The sequence below is a fragment of the Fulvimonas sp. R45 genome, assembly GCF_030504985.1.
GTDB lineage: Bacteria > Pseudomonadota > Gammaproteobacteria > Xanthomonadales > Rhodanobacteraceae > Rhodanobacter_A.
The window spans coordinates 101,615-117,972 of sequence record NZ_JASERU010000009.1 but is presented as its reverse complement, the minus strand read 5'-3'; the positions used below and the strand labels follow the sequence as shown (position 1 = coordinate 117,972).

The following is a 16,358-nucleotide window of genomic DNA, read 5'->3' as shown; positions in this document are numbered from 1 at the left end:
GAATGACGGCAACGTAACGGCGCGTGGGGTAGGGCACCGGCCATGACGGACTCGCGCGAACGGCTTCGACGGTGGCAGCGGGCGCTGGCGCTCGCCATTGCCGTGCTGTGGCTCGCCGGCTGTGGCGGCAAGACGCCGGATACCCTGGTGTTCTGGACCTTCGGCAGCGAGGGCGAAGCCATCGCGCCACTGCTGCCGGGCTTCGAGCGCGCGCACCCGGGCATCCGCGTGGAGGTGCAGCAACTGCCGCTGAGCGCGGCGCACGAGAAGCTGCTCACCGCGTTCGCCGGCGGCACCACGCCGGACCTGGCACAGCTCGGCAACACCTGGCTGGCGGAACTGGTGGCGCTGCGCGCACTGGCGCCGCTCGATGCGCGCATCGAGCATTCGGCGACGGTACGGCCGTCGGACTACTTCGCCAGCATCTGGTCGACCAACGTCGTCGACGGCACGCTGTACGGCATCCCGTGGTACGTGGACACGCGGCTGCTGTTCTACCGCAGGGACCTGCTGCGGCAGGCGGGCTTCGATGCGCCGCCACGCGACTGGGCCGAATGGCGACGCCAGCTGGCTGCGCTCAGCCATCCCGGGCGCAAGGTCTACGGCATCCTGCTGCCCACCAACGAGTACGAGCAGCTGCTGTCGCTGGCCTTGCAGCAGCCCGACCCGCTGCTGCGCGACGGCGGCCGCCGCGGCAATTTCGAAAGCGCCGGCTTCAGGCGCGCGCTGGCGTTCTACGTGGACACCTTCCGCCTGCACCAGGCGCCGGCGGTCACCAACGTCGAGGCCGGCAACCCGTGGGAGGAATTCGGCCGCGGCACCTACGCGTTCTACCTGTCCGGGCCGTGGAACATCGGCGAGTTCCGCCGGCGCCTGCCCGCCGCCGAGCAGGACGACTGGGCCACCGCGCCGCTGCCCGGCCCCGACGGTCCCGGCGCGGGGCTGGCGGGCGGCGGCAGCCTGGTGGTGTTCCGCGCGTCGCGCCATCCGCGCGAGGCGTGGGCGCTGATCGAGTACCTGTCGCAGCCGGCGGTGCAGCGCCGTTTCTACGAACTCACCGGCGACATGCCGCCGCGCCGCAGCAGCTGGGACAGCCCGGTGCTGCGCGACGACCCGCAGGCGCGTGCCTTCCGCGAGCAACTGGAGCGGGTGAAGCCCACGCCGGCGGTGCCCGAATGGGAGCGCATCGCCACCATGATGCAGCAGGTCGCCGCGCGCGCCGTGGCCGGCGAGCTGACGGTCGACCAGGCCGCGGCCGAGATGGACCGCCAGGCCGACCGCATCCTCGCCAAGCGCCGCTGGATGCTCGACCGCGCGGAGGCGAGGCGATGACCCCGTGCCCGCTCGCGCTTTCTCCCTCCCCTGCGTGCAGGGGCGGGGCGGGGTGGGGTCGCTCTCCATGCCGCTGCGGAATCGATCCAGCCTTGGTGTGGCGTGCATGAATGCCCGCCGCGCCGCCTGGCTGTTCCTCGCCCCCGCGCTGCTGGTGCTAGTGCCGTTCTTCGTGCTGCCGGTGCTGGGCGCGTTCGCGCTCAGCCTCACCGACTACGACCTGTACGCGCTGGCCGACATCCACAACCTGCGCTTCGTGGCGCTGGCCAACTACTGGGCGCTGCTGCACCGACCACTGTTCTGGGCCGCGCTGGGGCACACGCTGTACTTCGTGGCGGTGGGCGTGCCGCTGTCGATGGCGGTGTCGCTGGGCGCGGCGCTGCTGCTGCACTCGCCGCTGGCGCGGTGCCGGGCGTTCTTCCGCACCGCGCTGTTCGCGCCGGTGGTGACCACCGCGGCCGCGGTGGCGGTGGTGTGGCGCTACCTGTTCGACACGCGGTACGGCTGGGTGAACCACGCGCTGGGCTGGCTCGGCATCCACCCGGTGGATTGGCTGGGCGACCCGCACTGGGCGATGCCGGCGATCATCCTGTTCGCGGTGTGGAAGAACTTCGGCTACAACATGATCATCTTCCTCGCCGGCCTGCAGGCGATCCCCGTCGAGCTGTACGAGGCCGCGCGCATCGACGGCGCCTCGGCGTGGCGGCAGTTCCGCCACGTCACCCTGCCGCTGCTGGGGCCGACCGCGCTGATGGTGGCCGTGCTCACCGTGTCGGGCTACTTCCAGCTGTTCGCCGAGCCCTACGTGATGACCGAGGGCGGCCCGCTGCAGAGCACCACCAGCGTGCTGTACCTGATGTACGAGGACGGCTTCAAGTGGTGGAACCTCGGCACCGCCTCGGCGGTGGCGTTCCTGCTGTTCGCGGCGATGTTCGCGGTGACCGCGTCGATGCTGCGGCTGGCGCGGCGCAGGGGCTGGGCATGAACCCGCGCCTGGCCCGCGCGCTGGTCAACGGCCTGCTGGCCGGCGGCGCCGTGGTGGCGCTGTTTCCGCTCTTATGGATGCTGTCGGCATCGTTCATGCCGGCGGGCGCGGCCAGCACGCTGCCGCCGCCGTGGTGGCCGGCGCATCCCACGCTGGGCAACTACCACGCGCTGTTCGTGCGCGCGGGCATGGGGCGCTACCTGCTCAACAGCCTGCTGGTCTCCGGCGCGATCACCGCGCTTTCGCTGGCCTGCAACCTGCTGGCCGGCTACGCCTTCGCCAAGCTGCGCTTCGCCGGGCGCGAGCGGCTGTTCCGCGCGGTGCTCGGCCTGCTGGTGATCCCCGCGCAGGTGGCGATGCTGCCGCTGTTCCTGATGTTCGAGTACGCGGGTCTGGTGGACAGCTACGCCGGCGTGATCCTGCCCGGCATGGCCACGGCGTTCGGCATCTTCCTGGTGCGCCAGTACGCGCGCGGCATCCCCGACGAGCTGCTGGAGGCGGCGCGCATCGACGGCGCGGGCGAGCTGCGCATCTTCGTGCAAATCGTGCTGCCGCTGCTGAAGCCGGTGATCGCCACGCTGGCGATCTACACCTTCCTCACCGCGTGGAACGACTTCATGTGGCCGCTGATCGAGCTGACCGGGCAGGACCACTACACGTTGCCGCTGGGCCTGGCCTCGCTGGCGCGCGAGCATGCGCGCGACAGCGAGCTGATGATGGCCGGCGCGGTGGTCACCGTGCTGCCGGTGCTGGTGCTGTTCCTGGCCATGCAGCGTTACTACATCGACGGGCTGCTGCTGGGCAGCGTGAAGGGATGAGCGCGCGCATGCTCCTGCCGGCCATCCAGAGGCGTGCGAGCTCCCGCACGGCGGACTCCCTCCCCTGCTTGCAGGGGAGGGTCGGGGAGGGGTCCCGCAACCTCGCGGCAAGACCGCCTGCCCCCTCCCAGCCTCCCCCTGCAAGCAGGGGGAGGAGACAAGCGTCGGCGCAGGGGTCGAACGCCGCGCGCCCCTTCCGCCGCGTCCCCGCCTCAGCCGATCCGCGTGCCTTCGCGCGGATCGAAGAAGTGCAGACGCCCCGGCGCGGTGCCGAAGCGCATCGTCTCGCCGGGCGCGGCCGCGAGGCCGGGCGATGTGCGCGAGACCAGCGCGTGGTCGCCGTAGCGCAGGTTGAGGAACACCTCGTTGCCGACCGGTTCGAGCACTTCGAGCTGCGCTTCCAGCGCGGCGCCGGGATCGTCCGCCGCGAGCGGATGCAGGTCCTCGGGGCGCAGCCCGAGCACGACCTCGCGGTCGCGCCACGCCTGCAATGCCGGCGCCTGCGGCGGCTCGCCCAGCGCGATCGCGCCCTGCGGCGTGGCCAGGACCAGGCCGCCATCGAGGTGCAGCGTGCCGCGCAGCAGGTTCATCGCGGGGCTGCCCAGGAAGCCGGCCACGAACAGGTTGGCCGGCCGCCGGTACAGGGCCATCGGCGTGTCGACCTGCTGGATCGCGCCGTCGTCCAGCACCACGATGCGCTGGCCCAGCGTCATCGCCTCCACCTGGTCGTGGGTGACGTAGATCGTGGTGGCGCCGAAGCGGCGATGCAGCCGCGCGATCTCCACCCGCATCGACAGGCGCAGCCGCGCGTCGAGGTTGGACAGCGGCTCGTCGAGCAGGAACACCGCCGGCTGGCGCACCATCGCGCGGCCCAGCGCCACGCGCTGGCGCTGGCCGCCGGACAACGCCGCGGGACGCGCGTCCAGCCGCTGGTCCAGTTCCAGCAGGCGCGCCACCTCGCCCACGCGCCGCGCGATCTCCGCCTTCGGCACGCCGCGCAGGCGCAGGCCGAAGCCCAGGTTCTCGGCCACCGTCATGTGCGGGTACAGCGCGTAGTTCTGGAACACCATCGCGATGTCGCGGTCCTTCGGCGGCACCTCGTTCACCTCGCGGCCGCCGATGCGCAGCGTGCCGGCGCTGGGCGTTTCCAGTCCCGCGATCATGCGCAGCAGGGTGGTCTTGCCGCAGCCGGAGGGGCCGACCAGCACCAGCAGTTCGCCGTCGGCGATCTCGACGCTGGCGCCGGCCACGGCGACGTGGCCGTCCGGGTAGACCTTGCGCACGTTGTCCAGGCTGACGGTGGCCATGGCGGTCGATCCTGCTGCAAGGGCGGCGCGGGTTGGCGTCGCCGGGTGGCGTTCGGCTATTCTGGGCATGTAATCGATTACATCAAGCCGCAATGCGGCATCCGGGAGTTTCCCTGGCCATGACGCGACGATTCCGCTTTCCGGACGGCTTCCTCTGGGGCGCGGCCACCTCCGCCTACCAGATCGAAGGCTCGCCGCTGGCGGACGGCGCCGGCCCGAGCATCTGGCAGCGCTTCGCGCACACGCCGGGCATGATGGCGGACGGCGACACCGGCGACGTGGCCTGCGACCACTACCGCCGCTACAAGGACGACGTGCGGCTGATGCGCGCGCTGGGCCTGCAAAGCTACCGCTTCAGCGTGAACTGGTCGCGCGTGCTGCCCGAGGGCACCGGGCGGGTCAACCCGAAGGGGCTCGACTTCTACTCGCGGCTGGTGGACGAGCTGCTGGAGCACGGCATCGCGCCCAACGTCACGCTGTTCCACTGGGACCTGCCCGCGGCGCTGGACGACCGCGGCGGCTGGCTGAACCGCGACAGCGCGCACTGGTTCGCCGACTACGCCACGACGATGTTCAGGGCGCTGGACGACCGCGTGCCGCAGTGGAGCACGCTCAACGAACCGTGGGTGGTGGTGGACGGCGGCTACCTGCGCGGCGCGCTGGCGCCGGGCCACCGCAACCTGTACGAGGCGCCGATCGTGGCGCACAACCTGATGCGCGCCAGCGGCGCCGGCATCGAGGCCTACCGCGCGCACGGCCGCCACGCGATCGGCGTGGTATTCAACATCGAGCCCAAGTACCCGGCGTCCGACAGCGCGGAGGATCTCGCCGCCACGCGCCGCGCGCATGCCTACATGAACCTGCAGTTCGCCGACCCCGCGCTGCTCGGCAGCTACCCGCCCGAGCTGCGCGAGGTGTACGGCGCGGCCTGGCCGGACGTCCCCGCGGACGATTTCCGGCTCACGCGGCAGCCGGTGGATTTCGTCGGCCTCAACTACTACACGCGCGCGGTGGTGCGGCACGACGCGGATGCGTTGCCGCTGCGCGCCGCACCGGTGTACCAGCCCCACCGCACCCACACCGAGACCGGCTGGGAGGTGTACGAGCAGGGCCTGGTCGACATGCTGACCGGCTTCCGCCAGCGCTACGGCAACCTCCCGCTGTACATCACCGAGAACGGCGCGGCCTTCTACGACCCGCCGGTGGCCGATGGCGAGGTGCTGCCGGACCCGCTGCGCACGGACTACCTGCGCCGCCACCTGCAGGCGGCGCACCGGGCCATCGAGGCCGGCGTCGACCTGCGCGGCTACTACGCCTGGTCGCTGCTGGACAACCTGGAATGGTCGCTGGGCTATGCCAAGCGCTTCGGGCTGTACCACGTCGACTTCGCCACCCAGAAGCGCACGCCCAAGGCCAGCGCGAAGCTCTACGCGCGGGTGATCGCGAGCCACGGCGAGGCGCTGGGCGAGCCATGAACCGCCGAACGACATGCACGATGGAGAGGAGCCGATGAAAGCGAAGCCGAAGCTGTTGCACGCCGCGCTGGGCCTGCTGGCCGCGTGCCTGTTCGCCGCGGGGGCCGCGCAGGCCGCGCCGGCGGCGGCCGACACCGTGCAGGTCAAGGTCGACGCGAAGGCGCCGGGCACGCCGTTCCCGCACTTCTGGGAGCGGATGTTCGGTTCCGGCCGCGCCTCGCTGGCATTGCGCGACGACTACCGCAAGGACCTCGTCGCCGTGAAGCAGGCCACCGGCTTCGGCTACGTGCGCTTCCACGGCATCCTCGACGAGGACGTGGGCCTGTTCCATCTCGGCAAGAACGGCCAGCCGTTCTACAACGCCGCCGACATGTCGGGCGCGGACGCCCGGCCGGTCTACAACTTCTCCTACGTGGACCAGATCTACGACGGCCTGCTGGAACGCGGCGTGCGCCCCTTCGTGGAGCTGGGCTTCATGCCGGACGACCTGTCGTCCGACCCCAAGGCGAGGCAGGATTTCTGGTACCACCCCAACGTGGCGCCGCCGAAGGACTACGCGCTGTGGGACGGCATGATCCGCGCCTTCGCGCAGCATCTGGTCGCGCGCTACGGCATCGATGAAGTGTCGCAGTGGTATTTCGAAGTGTGGAACGAGCCGAACATCGGCTTCTGGGCCGGCGATCCCAAGATGCCGACCTACTACACGCTCTACGACCACACCGCGCGCGCGCTGAAGTCGGTAAGCCCGCGCCTGCGCGTGGGTGGTCCGGCCACGGCGCAGGCGGCGCAGGTCGCCGGATTCCTCAAGCACGTGCACGAGGCCCATGTGCCGGTGGATTTCGTCAGCACCCACGTCTACGGCGACGACACCGCGCAGAACGTGTTCCACAGCGACGAGCACATCCCGCGCAAGGACATGGTGTGCCGCGCGGTGGACAAGGTGCACAGGGAGGTGCTGGCCTCGCCGTATCCGAAGCTGCCCTTCATCATGAGCGAGTACAACGCCTCCTACGCCAACCTGCCCAACGTCACCGACACGGTCTACATGGGCCCGTGGCTCGCCAACACCATCCGTGCCTGCGCGGGCAAGGTGAACATGATGAGCTACTGGACGTTCTCCGACGTGTTCGAGGAGGGGGGCGTGGTGCGCTCGCCGTTCTATGGCGGCTTCGGCCTGATCGCCGAGCGCAACATCCCCAAGCCGGCCTTCAACGCCTTCGCGATGCTGCACAGGCTGGGCGACGTGCGGCTGCCGGCGCCTTCCGATGCCGTGCTCGCCACCCGCCGCACCGACGGCACCCTGGTGCTGGCGCTGTGGAACTACGCGCCGCCGGTGGGCGACACCGCCAGCTATGCCGTCGGCCAGCCGAAGGGCGACGCGAAGCACTTCGAGGTCGACGTGTCGTCATTGCCGGCGAATGCCACGGCGCAGGTATGGCGCCTGGACGAGGCGCACGGCAACGCCATCGCCGCGTTCGACCGCATGGGCCGGCCCGACTTCCCCACGCGCGAACAGATCGCGAAGCTGCGCAAGGCCGGCCGGATGGCCCCGCCCGAGCAGGTCGCGCTGCACGGCGGCAAGCTCGGTCTCGATGTCCCGCCGCAAGGCTTGGTGGTGGTCGAGGTGCGGTAACCCGGCGCCAGCCGAGCCCGATCGCCGCCAGGATGCGCAAGCCATCGGGCGACGGGACGAATCCGCCTTGCTGCGGCGCGTGACGGAGCGCAAAGGGTGATGCGGCGGGTGCCGTCACGCGTACGCCGGTTCCCGCAACCATTGCTTCAGCGCCTCGTCCCTGGCCGCCAGCGGCTCGGCACGGGCCGGGCGTTGCAGCATCGCCGCCAGCGCGGGCGGCACCGGCACGCGGCGGTCGGCCAGCGGCTCCACCACGCTTTCGAACTTCGCCGGATGGGCGGTGGCGACCACCGCCCAGGGCGCGGCGTCGCCCGCTTCGCGCAGGCGGTCGAGCAGGTGCATGGCGGTGGCGGTGTGGGGGCAGAACACTTCGCCATGGTCGCGCGCGTGGCGGGCCAGGGTGCGGCGGATGGTGGCATCGTCCACGCCCAGCGCCTGGGTCTGGGCGCGCAGGTCGGCGGCGTGGGGGAAGGTCCAGCGCAGGCGTTCGAAATTGCTGGGCGCGCCCACGTCCATCGCGTTGGCGAGGGTGGCGACGGCTTCGCGCGGGCGATAGTCGTGGCCTTCGAAGAACTCGGGCAGGGTGGGGTTGGCGTTGCAGGCCAGGCACACCTCGCCGACCGGCAGGCCGGTCTCGCGCACCCACAGCGCGGCCAGCGCGTTGCCCAGGTTGCCGGTGGGCACGATGAAGTTGAGCGGGGTGCCGTGCTCGCGCCACCAGCGCAATGAGGCATGCGCGTAGTAGCTCATCTGCGGCAGCAGGCGGCCCAGGCTGATGCTGTTGGCGGAGCTGAGCGGGCGTTCGGCCTGCAGTCCGGCATCGTTGAGCGCGGCCTTGACCATGCGCTGGCAGTCGTCGAAGCGGCCCTGCACGCGCAATGCCTGCACGTTGTCGCCGAAGCAGCCGAGCTGGTGCGCCTGGCGCGGCGAGACCAGGCCGTCCGGGTACAGGATCGCCACGCGCACGTCCGGCTGGCGATGGAACGCCGCACCCACCGCCGCGCCGGTGTCGCCGGAGGTGGCGACCAGGATGGTGAGCGGGCGTTCGTCCGCGCGCGGCAGCCGGCGCAGGCAGGCGGCGAGGAAGCGCGCGCCCACGTCCTTGAACGCGGCGGTGGGGCCGTGGAACAGCTCCAGCATGTGCGCGTCGTGGTGCGGCAGCGGGCGCAGCGGGGTGTCGAAGTCCAGCGCTTCCTTGCAGATGGCCGGCAACTGGGCGGCCAGCGGGTCGCCGGCGAAGAACGGCGCGAGCAGGGTGGCGGCGGTGTCGGCCAGCGTGTCGTGCGGGTCGAAGGCGGCGGGGTCGAGCCGCGGCAGCGCCTCGGGCACGTACAGGCCGCCGTCGGGCGCCAGGCCGGCGGCGATGGCGCCGCCGATCGTCACGGCAGGACTGCGGCCGCGGGTGCTGAGGTAAAGCAGGGGTTCGGTCATGGCGGGCTCGCGCATCAGGGCATGTCGTGCAGGGGGTCGACCAGGCGGGCGGGGGGGCCGTCGACCGCGTCGACGAAGGCGTCGCTGCCCAGTCCGGCTTCGGCGAAGGCGGCCCGCATCGCGGTGGCGGCGGCCTCGGCGTCGGCGCGGTGCTCGTACCAGCCGAACACGCTGGGGCCGCCGCCGGAGATGCTGGCGCCGAGGGCGCGATGATCCAATGCCGCCTGTTTCACGCGCATGAAGGCGGGCACCAGCGCGGCGCGGCGCGGCTCCACCAGCGTGTCCTTCAGGCCTTCGCGCACCAGCGCGGCGTCGCCCTGGAAGCAGCCGGCCAGCACCAGGGCGAGGTTGGCGCTCTGCGCCACGAACTCGCCCAGCGCGTAGTCGCCGGCCAGCGCGGCGCGCGCCCTGCGCGTCTCCAGCACGCAATGCGGGTGCACCAGCGCGCAATGCCAGTCCGGCGGCACCGGGATGCGCAGCAGGCGTTCGTGGGTGGCCAGCACCAGGCCGCCGAGCAGCATCGGACCGAGGTTGTCGCCGTGGCGGCTGCCGCTGGCCACGGCCTCGCCGTCCAGCGCGTAGCGGTACAGCGCCGCGGGCGGCAGCGGCTGCGACAGCAGCGCGTTGGCGGCCACCAGCGCGGCCGCGCAGGATGCCGCCGAGCCGCCCATGCCGGAGCCCAGCGCGATGCCCTTGTACAGGGTCAGCTCGAAGCCGTGCGGCAGGCGCAGGTCTTCGCGCAGCGCCAGCAGGGCCATGCCGGCGGTGTTGCGGTACGGGTCCAGCGGCAACCCGGCGACGGTGCCGTGGATGGCGGCGATGCGCACCACCGGTTCGTCGATCGCGCGCACCTCGGCATGGTCGCCCGCGCCGGCCATGGCGTGGCCGAGGATGTCGAAGCCCACCGCCACATTGCCCACGCTGGCCGGGGCGAAGGCGCGCGCCACGCGCGGGCGCGGCGGTGCGACGGCGGATGCGGGCGCGGCGTTGCACAGGGCGTCGGCGCTCATGACCGCACCGCCAGCGACTCGGCGATGCGCAGCAGGTCGGCGAACACGCCGGCGGCGGTCACCTCCGGTCCGGCGCCGGGACCCTGCACCAGCAACGGGTTGTCGCGGTAGCGCGCGGTGCGGAACTGCACCACGTTGTCGGTGAGCCGGGTATGCGCGAAGGCGTGCGTGGCCGGCAGCACCGCCAGCCGCACCTGCGCCCGGCCGTGGCGGTCGAGCCGGCCGACGTGGCGCAGCACGCCGCCGGCGGTGTGCGCCTTGGCCAGCAGCGCGTCCAGCGGTGCGTCCAGTTCGCGCAGGCGCTGCATGAAGGTCTCCAGCGGCAGCCCGGCCAGCGCGGGCGGCACCAGGCTCTCCACCTCCACGTCGTCCAGCGAAAGCGGCAGGCCGGCCTCGCGGGCCAGGATCACCAGCTTGCGCGCCACGTCGGCGCCGGAGAGGTCGGCGCGCGGGTCGGGCTCGGTATAGCCCTTGGCGTGCGCCTCGCGCAGCAGGGCGGAGAACGGCTGCAGGCCGTCGTGGCGGTTGCACAGCCAGGCCAGCGTGCCGGAGAACATGCCCTCGATGTCGAGCAGCTCGTCGCCGGTGTCGAGCAGGTCGCGCAACGTCTGCACCACCGGCAGGCCGGCGCAGACGGTGGCCTCGTAGCGGAAGCGCGCCCCCTCGGCGCAGGCGGCGCGGATCGCCTGCCAGCGTTCCAGCGGCCCGCTGCCGGCCAGCTTGTTCGGCGTCACCACGTGGATGCCGGCGGCCAGCCAGCCGGCGTAGTGCGCGGCCACCGCCTCGTGCGCGCTGCAGTCGACCAGCATCGCGTGGCGGTCGTCGTGGCCGCGCACGTGGGTGGCGAAGACGTCGAGGTCGGTAGGGCGCCAGGTCTGCGCGCTGTGGTGGCGCGCGTTCAGTTCGGGGTCGTCGCAGTCCAGCCACATGCGCTTGCTGGCGGCGACGCCGCGCAGCGACAGCTCCAGCCCTTCGCGCTCCAGCCGCGGCTGGGCGGCGCGCAGCTGCGCCAGCAGGGCGCCGCCCACCCGGCCGGGACCGATCACGCCCACCGCCAGGGTGCGGCGTCGGGTGGCGCCGGTGGTGGCGCGCAGGGCGGCGGGCAGCGGTTTGAGGGCTTCGGCAAGCGGTGTGGCGCAGGTATTCACAGTGACCTCCGGTGGAGGTCCCGTCCTTGCCTGGCGGTGTCGGATCGCGCCGGCCCGCCTCGTCGAGGGCGGGACCGTGGCGTGTAAGGGTTACTCGCGCGCGGACACCCACCCGTAGCCGGTGGTACCGGTACCGGTGGTAATGATCGTGGCGATGGTGGCGATGCCGCCTGCGACCAGCCGCGCGCGCCCGGCGGGAGCCGGGGCGTGGAACGTGCGTGCGGGCGCGGAGAAGGGCGACATGGCTTCGAAGATAGGGGGCGCCTTGCGCGGCTGTCAATAGACTTTGCGGAATATGGGGGCGTGGGCACAGGCGTCTGGACGTCCATACGTTCGCCGCCGCCTTCTCCCTCTCCCCGCCGGGGAGAGGAGGCGAACGCAAACAGCTTGCTCAGGGCGAGCCCCGCCCCTTGCCTCAATCCCCTCCCCAAAGGGGAGAGGGGGCAAAGCCTCAGCGCGACAGGTCGATCGTGTAGGTGGCCGTGCCGTCGCCGTTTTCCTTGAGCTGGCGGATGCCGTCGAAGCCGTCGGCGCGCGCCACGTCCTGCTTGCCGCTGGCGGCGGTGAAGGTCACCGGGCCGCGGGTCTTCAGCGGGGCGAAGCGCCAGGAGCGGGCGGGCAGGTCCTTCGCCTCGAGGTCGGGGTGCCTGCGCAGCCAGGCGGCCAGGATCTCGCGCGTGCCGTCGGGCGCGGCCAGCACGATGCTCTTGCCGTCCAGGCCCGGGAAGCGGCCACCGCCGCTGGCGCGGTAGTTGTTGGTGACCACCACGAAGGGCTGGTCGGGCGCGACCGGCTTGCCGTCCAGGGTGAGCGCGACGATGCGCTGGCCGGCGGGCTTCGACACGTCGATGACGTAGCGCAGCCCCGCGCCCTGCAACTGGTCGAAGTTGAAGCCGGGGAAGTGCGTATTGATCAGCGGTTGCGGGCCGGCCTGCGTCGGATCGACCTGGCGAAAGCGTTCGGCGGACTTCTCCAGCCACGCCTTCACGCCCGCGCCGTCGGTCCTCACCGCGGCCAGGGTGTTGGGGTAGAAGTACAGGTCGGCGGCGCTGCGCAGGGTGAGCGGGCCGGGCATGACGTCGGTGTAGTCGTCGGGGCCGCCGAAGCCGGTGCGGAACGCGGCGGCGGCCGAGAGCACGGGCACGTGGGCCAGTTCCGGGTGCGTCTTCGGCAGCTCGCGGCGCACGTAGTCGAGCTGGGCGGCGTTCACCGCGGCTAGCGCGGTCATGTCGCCCTCGTCGGCGAAGTAGCTGGAAAGGCGCACGTGGCTGCTGCCGATCGGCGTGTTGACGTAGTCCACGGCGGCCTGCTGGACCTTGCCCACCAGCGGCGCGATGGCCGGGTCGGCCGGCACGCAGCTGGCCGCGTCGCCGGGTTTCGTGCAGATCGGCCAGACCTGGCTGCGGGTCTGGTCCTTGTCGATCGACCAGTGGTCGCCCCGGCGGGTCAGGGCCAGCTTGATCACGCCGAGGTCCTTGCCGAAGAAGCCGCCCATCACCGCCGGCACGCCGCGCACGAAGCCGCGGGTGTCGTCCACGTCCTGCATGCGTGCGAAGCGCGGGCCGGGGAAGTCGGTGTGCGAGTGGCCGAGCAGCAGCACGTCGATGCCGGGCACGCCGGCGAGGTACCAGCCGCCGTTCTCCATCGCCGGGGTGTACGGCGCGGTGTCGAGGCCGCCGTGCAGGATGGCGACGACCAGGTCCGGGTGCTGCGCCTCGATCTCGGGCAGGTACTTCTTCGCCGCCTCGACCACGCCGGTGACGGTGACCTTGCCCTGCAGGTTGCGCTGGTCCCAGTCCATGATCGGCGGCGGCGCGAAACCGATGATGGCGACCTTCAGCGGCACGCTGAGCTGGCTGCCGTCCGGGGTGTACGCGGCGATCCGGCGCTGGACGATCGTCCACGGCTTGAAGATCGGCTTGCCGTCGCGCGTGCTCAGCACGTTGGACAGCACCAGCGGGTAGCGGGGGCCGGCGCAGTGCCCGGCCGTCACGCCATCCACGTTCATCGGCGTGCCGGTGACCTGCGACAGGAACGGCAGGCCGTAGTTGAACTCGTGGTTGCCGACGGTGCCGCCGTCGTAGCCGACCGCGTCCATCGCGCGGTAGATCGCCAGCTCCTCGCCGCACGGCACCGGCTTCACCTGCGCCTGGTAGTCGGCCAGCACGGTGCCCTGGATGGTGTCGCCGGCGTCGAACAGGAAGGTGTTGGTGAACTGCTCGCGGGCGCGGCGTATCAGGGTGACGGTGCGCTCGAAACCCAGCGTGGGGTCGGCCTTCTGCTTGTAGTAGTCGTAGCCGAGGACGTTGGCGTGGAGGTCGGTGGTTTCCAGGATCGCCACGTCGGCGCGGGCGCCGTCCGGCAGTTGGTCCGGCCTGAAGGCCTGGCGGGCGCAGCCGGCCAGCAGCAGGGCGGCTGCGAGGGCGGCGAGGCGGACGGGGCGTGGCGACATGGAAGGCTCCGGGTGGAAATGGGTGGATTCTGGCCGGCAGGGATGGCAGCGCGGTGTCGCGCGCCGGTCGCGTGCGGGGCGGGCGTGCGAAAGCGGAATGGCCGGCAACGGCCGCGGCCGCGGGCCGCCACCGACAGGCGCGGGGTCCCTAGAATACCGCCACGTTCGACACGGTGCGCCGCCGCCACGGCGCCCAGCACAGGGGCAACACCATGCGGCAACCGTTTCGCCTCACCCGTCGGCGCGCGACCCTGGTCGCCGCGCTGCTGTTCTTCGCGGCCTGCGCCTGGCTCACCGCCTGGCGCGAGCCGCTGCCGGAGCAGCGCGGCTTCGTGTTCGCGCTGATGCTGTGCGTGGCCGGCGCCGGCCTGTGCGCGTTCGCGCGCGCGGCCTTCGCGCTGGTGCTGGGCGGCGGGCTGTTCCTGCTGCTGCGCGCGATCACGGTGATGAAGCAGGAATACCTCGAGTCGCCGCTGATGCCGGCCGACTTCGTGTACTACGTGCGCTCCAGCCTGTTCGAGACGCTGCGCCGCTACCCGCATATCTACAGCGTGGGGCTGGCCGTGGCGGTGGCCGTGCCGCTGCTGCTGTGGCTGGCCTGGCGCGGCAGCCGGCCGCTGTTCGCGCACTGGCGGCGCTGGCCGCGTGCGGCGCTGCGCCTCGGCGGCTTCGCCGTCTTCGCGCTGGCGTTCTGGATCTGCCTGCTGCCGTCGGGCCCGTTCGCGCGGGTGCATGCGCGCGACGCCTGGGACAAGATGTCCGACGACGCGGTGCTGACCGACTTCTTCGTCAACCTGCGCGACTCCAGCGTGCACCTGCCGCCGATGGCCGACGCCGCCATCGCCGAGCGCGACTGGCAGGCCACCGCCACCGCTGCGCCGGGCGGCGTGCCGGCGGCGCAGTACCCGGACATCGTGCAGGTGCTGGAAGAGAGCACCTTCGATCCGGCGCCGTACGCGCATTGCGACGTGCCGGCCTGCCACGCGGCGATGTTCCTGCCCGACGCGCGCACCCGCGGCCACGGCGTGCTGCGCACGCATACCTTCGGCGGCGGCACCTGGGTCAGCGAGTTCGCCTCGCTCACCGGCCTGCCGCAGGACATCTTCGGCCCCGGCGGCATGTACGCGCCCTACGTGCTGGCGCCGCGCATGCGCGACTCGCTGCCGTTGCTGCTGAAGCGGCTGGGCTACCTCACGGTGGCCGTCTACCCCACCCACGGCGACTTCCTCAACGGCGAGGACGCGTACAAGGCCTATGGCATCGACCGCTTCTACGGCGCCGGCGAGCTGGGCCTGGACGACTGGGAAGAGACCGACGCGCAGATGTTCGCCGCCGCCGAGCGCGTGTACGCCGAGCTGGACCGGTCGGGCGCCCGCAAGCCGGGCCAGCCGGTGTTCCTGGTGGTGCTCACCATCAACGAGCACGGTCCGCACGACGACCCGATGAACACGCTGCCGAAGCCGTTCCAGAATCTGCTGCATGGCTTGCCAGCGGACGCGGCGCTGAACTTCGACACCTACCTGTCGCGCCTGCACGACTCGGACGTGGCGATGCAGGGGCTGGAACACGCCTTCCTCGACCGGGCGCGGCCCACCGTGCTGGTGCACTTCGGCGACCACCAGCCCTCGTTCGACAGCCTGATGCCCACCCTGCGGCGCGAGCTGCCGCCCGCGCTGGCGCCGTACCGCGACTACCTGACCTACTACATGATCAAGAGCAACGTGCCCGGCCCGGCGCTGCCGGCCTACCCGATGCTCGACATCGCCTACCTGCCGGGCCTGGTGCTGCAGGCGGCCGGCCTGCCGCTGGACCCGTACTTCGCGGCGCAGAAGGCGCTGCGCGAGCGCTGCGACGGTCGCTACGACGACTGCGCGGACAAGGCGCTGCTGGCGTCGTACCACGCGTGGATCTTCGGGCGGTTGCACGTGTTCGAGTAAGAGCCTGTTCACGATCTCCAAGTACCCCGCGCCGGGAGCTGTTTGCGCACAGGCCAAGGAAGAGCGAGGGCGTGGACGTCCGTCCACGACGGAGCGATGACGCTGGCCTGTGCGCAAACAGACCCGGCCCTGCGGGTGGGCCTCGCATGGCGGCCATGCGAGGCCAACGCGAGGTGTCTGGAGATCGTGAACAGGCTCTGAGGGGGCGGACATCGCGCCGGTCCGGCGGGGAGCCGGCGTCACCGGTGGGCTTGTTCCGCGGGTCGCGCCGACTCCGCCGCGGCCTTGAGGCTGGCGAGCCAATGGTCTTCGGTGGCCTGAAGCTGGGCCGACGAATAGAAGTGCGAAAGCAGGAAGCCGTCCATCGATTCGCTGCTTTCGACCCGCGTCCGGGTCGGGCTCAAGGCCGTCAGCTTCCAGACGTGGAGCGCCCTGGCGAGGTAGGCCCGACCGGTCCACGCCAGCGCCGTGTCGGGTTCGGACAGGACGACGCGGGAGTGGATGGTCATGCCGCCGGTCCGCCAGGTGAACCGGCGATTCTCGCCCAGTGCGTGGACGGACGAGGTGGCATCGATCTCCCGTTGCCATCGAGGCCAGTCAGCGACATTGGCGAGGATGGACCAGACGCGACTTGCCGGCGCATCGATCGTGATGCTCGACGTCGCCTGTACCGGTGCGTCGACCTGGATGCGCTGGTGTCGCCCCAGCGACGCCAGCTCTTCGTCCGAGGGGCCGCATGCCGCGAGAAGCAGCGCGATCATCGATACGGACAGGCACTGCGTTCGCTGCATGCTGGCGTCCTCTCCGGGGACAGGCGATGTCGGGAGCCG

13 protein-coding genes are annotated in these 16,358 nt (G+C 71.7%); 6 read left to right on the top strand and 7 right to left on the bottom strand.

The window, feature by feature from the left end; all coding sequences use genetic code 11:
- The first annotated feature begins 42 nt into the window (after positions 1-42).
- The 3 genes from QMK61_RS10430 (at position 43) to QMK61_RS10420 (ending at position 3,135) form a co-directional block, all read left to right on the top strand.
- Positions 43-1,332, top strand: a complete 1,290-nt coding sequence (locus tag QMK61_RS10430) for a sugar ABC transporter substrate-binding protein (protein WP_302072135.1) — start codon at positions 43-45, stop codon at positions 1,330-1,332.
- Positions 1,333-1,438: 106 nt separating this feature from the next.
- Positions 1,439-2,317, top strand: a complete 879-nt coding sequence (locus QMK61_RS10425; protein ID WP_302072134.1) for a sugar ABC transporter permease — start codon at positions 1,439-1,441, stop codon at positions 2,315-2,317.
- Complete coding sequence (locus QMK61_RS10420) at positions 2,314-3,135, top strand: carbohydrate ABC transporter permease (RefSeq protein WP_302072133.1); 822 nt, start codon at positions 2,314-2,316, stop codon at positions 3,133-3,135. The genes QMK61_RS10425 and QMK61_RS10420 overlap by 4 nt, the downstream gene beginning before the upstream one ends.
- Before the next feature lie 212 nt (positions 3,136-3,347).
- Here the strand turns inward: QMK61_RS10420 and ugpC are convergent, their stop codons facing one another.
- Complete coding sequence (gene ugpC / locus QMK61_RS10415) at positions 3,348-4,442, bottom strand: sn-glycerol-3-phosphate ABC transporter ATP-binding protein UgpC (RefSeq protein WP_302072132.1); 1,095 nt, start codon at positions 4,440-4,442, stop codon at positions 3,348-3,350.
- Positions 4,443-4,561: 119 nt separating this feature from the next.
- Between ugpC and QMK61_RS10410 the strand changes: the two genes are divergently transcribed.
- Both QMK61_RS10410 and QMK61_RS10405 read left to right on the top strand, forming a co-directional pair.
- The gene (locus QMK61_RS10410; protein WP_302072131.1) at positions 4,562-5,917 is read left to right on the top strand and encodes a GH1 family beta-glucosidase; all 1,356 of its coding nucleotides are present in this window, start codon (positions 4,562-4,564) and stop codon (positions 5,915-5,917) included.
- A gap of 34 nt (positions 5,918-5,951) precedes the next feature.
- Positions 5,952-7,550: a glycosyl hydrolase family 39 gene (locus QMK61_RS10405; RefSeq protein ID WP_302072130.1), complete on the top strand. Its 1,599-nt coding sequence runs from the start codon at positions 5,952-5,954 to the stop codon at positions 7,548-7,550.
- Between the two features lie 114 nt (positions 7,551-7,664).
- Here the strand turns inward: QMK61_RS10405 and thrC are convergent, their stop codons facing one another.
- The 5 genes from thrC to QMK61_RS10380 form a co-directional block, all read right to left on the bottom strand.
- Positions 7,665-8,981 (bottom strand): threonine synthase, encoded by a 1,317-nt coding sequence (thrC, locus tag QMK61_RS10400; protein ID WP_302072129.1) that lies wholly within the window; start codon positions 8,979-8,981, stop codon positions 7,665-7,667.
- Positions 8,982-8,995: 14 nt separating this feature from the next.
- Positions 8,996-9,991 (bottom strand): homoserine kinase, encoded by a 996-nt coding sequence (locus QMK61_RS10395; RefSeq protein WP_302072128.1) that lies wholly within the window; start codon positions 9,989-9,991, stop codon positions 8,996-8,998.
- Positions 9,988-11,139 carry a homoserine dehydrogenase gene (locus QMK61_RS10390; protein ID WP_302072127.1) on the bottom strand — a complete coding sequence of 384 codons (1,152 nt, stop codon included), beginning with the start codon at positions 11,137-11,139 and terminating at the stop codon, positions 9,988-9,990. The genes QMK61_RS10395 and QMK61_RS10390 overlap by 4 nt, the downstream gene beginning before the upstream one ends.
- A 90-nt stretch (positions 11,140-11,229) precedes the next feature.
- The gene (locus tag QMK61_RS10385; protein WP_302072126.1) at positions 11,230-11,382 is read right to left on the bottom strand and encodes a hypothetical protein; all 153 of its coding nucleotides are present in this window, start codon (positions 11,380-11,382) and stop codon (positions 11,230-11,232) included.
- A 208-nt stretch (positions 11,383-11,590) separates the two neighbouring features.
- Complete coding sequence (locus QMK61_RS10380) at positions 11,591-13,591, bottom strand: bifunctional 2',3'-cyclic-nucleotide 2'-phosphodiesterase/3'-nucleotidase (protein ID WP_302072125.1); 2,001 nt, start codon at positions 13,589-13,591, stop codon at positions 11,591-11,593.
- A 212-nt stretch (positions 13,592-13,803) separates the two neighbouring features.
- Between QMK61_RS10380 and QMK61_RS10375 the strand changes: the two genes are divergently transcribed.
- Positions 13,804-15,528, top strand: a complete 1,725-nt coding sequence (locus tag QMK61_RS10375) for a sulfatase-like hydrolase/transferase (protein ID WP_302072124.1) — start codon at positions 13,804-13,806, stop codon at positions 15,526-15,528.
- Positions 15,529-15,767: 239 nt separating this feature from the next.
- On the opposite strand, the gene QMK61_RS10370 is transcribed toward QMK61_RS10375, so the two are convergent.
- Positions 15,768-16,319: an SRPBCC domain-containing protein gene (locus QMK61_RS10370; RefSeq protein ID WP_302072123.1), complete on the bottom strand. Its 552-nt coding sequence runs from the start codon at positions 16,317-16,319 to the stop codon at positions 15,768-15,770.
- Positions 16,320-16,358 lie beyond the last annotated feature (39 nt).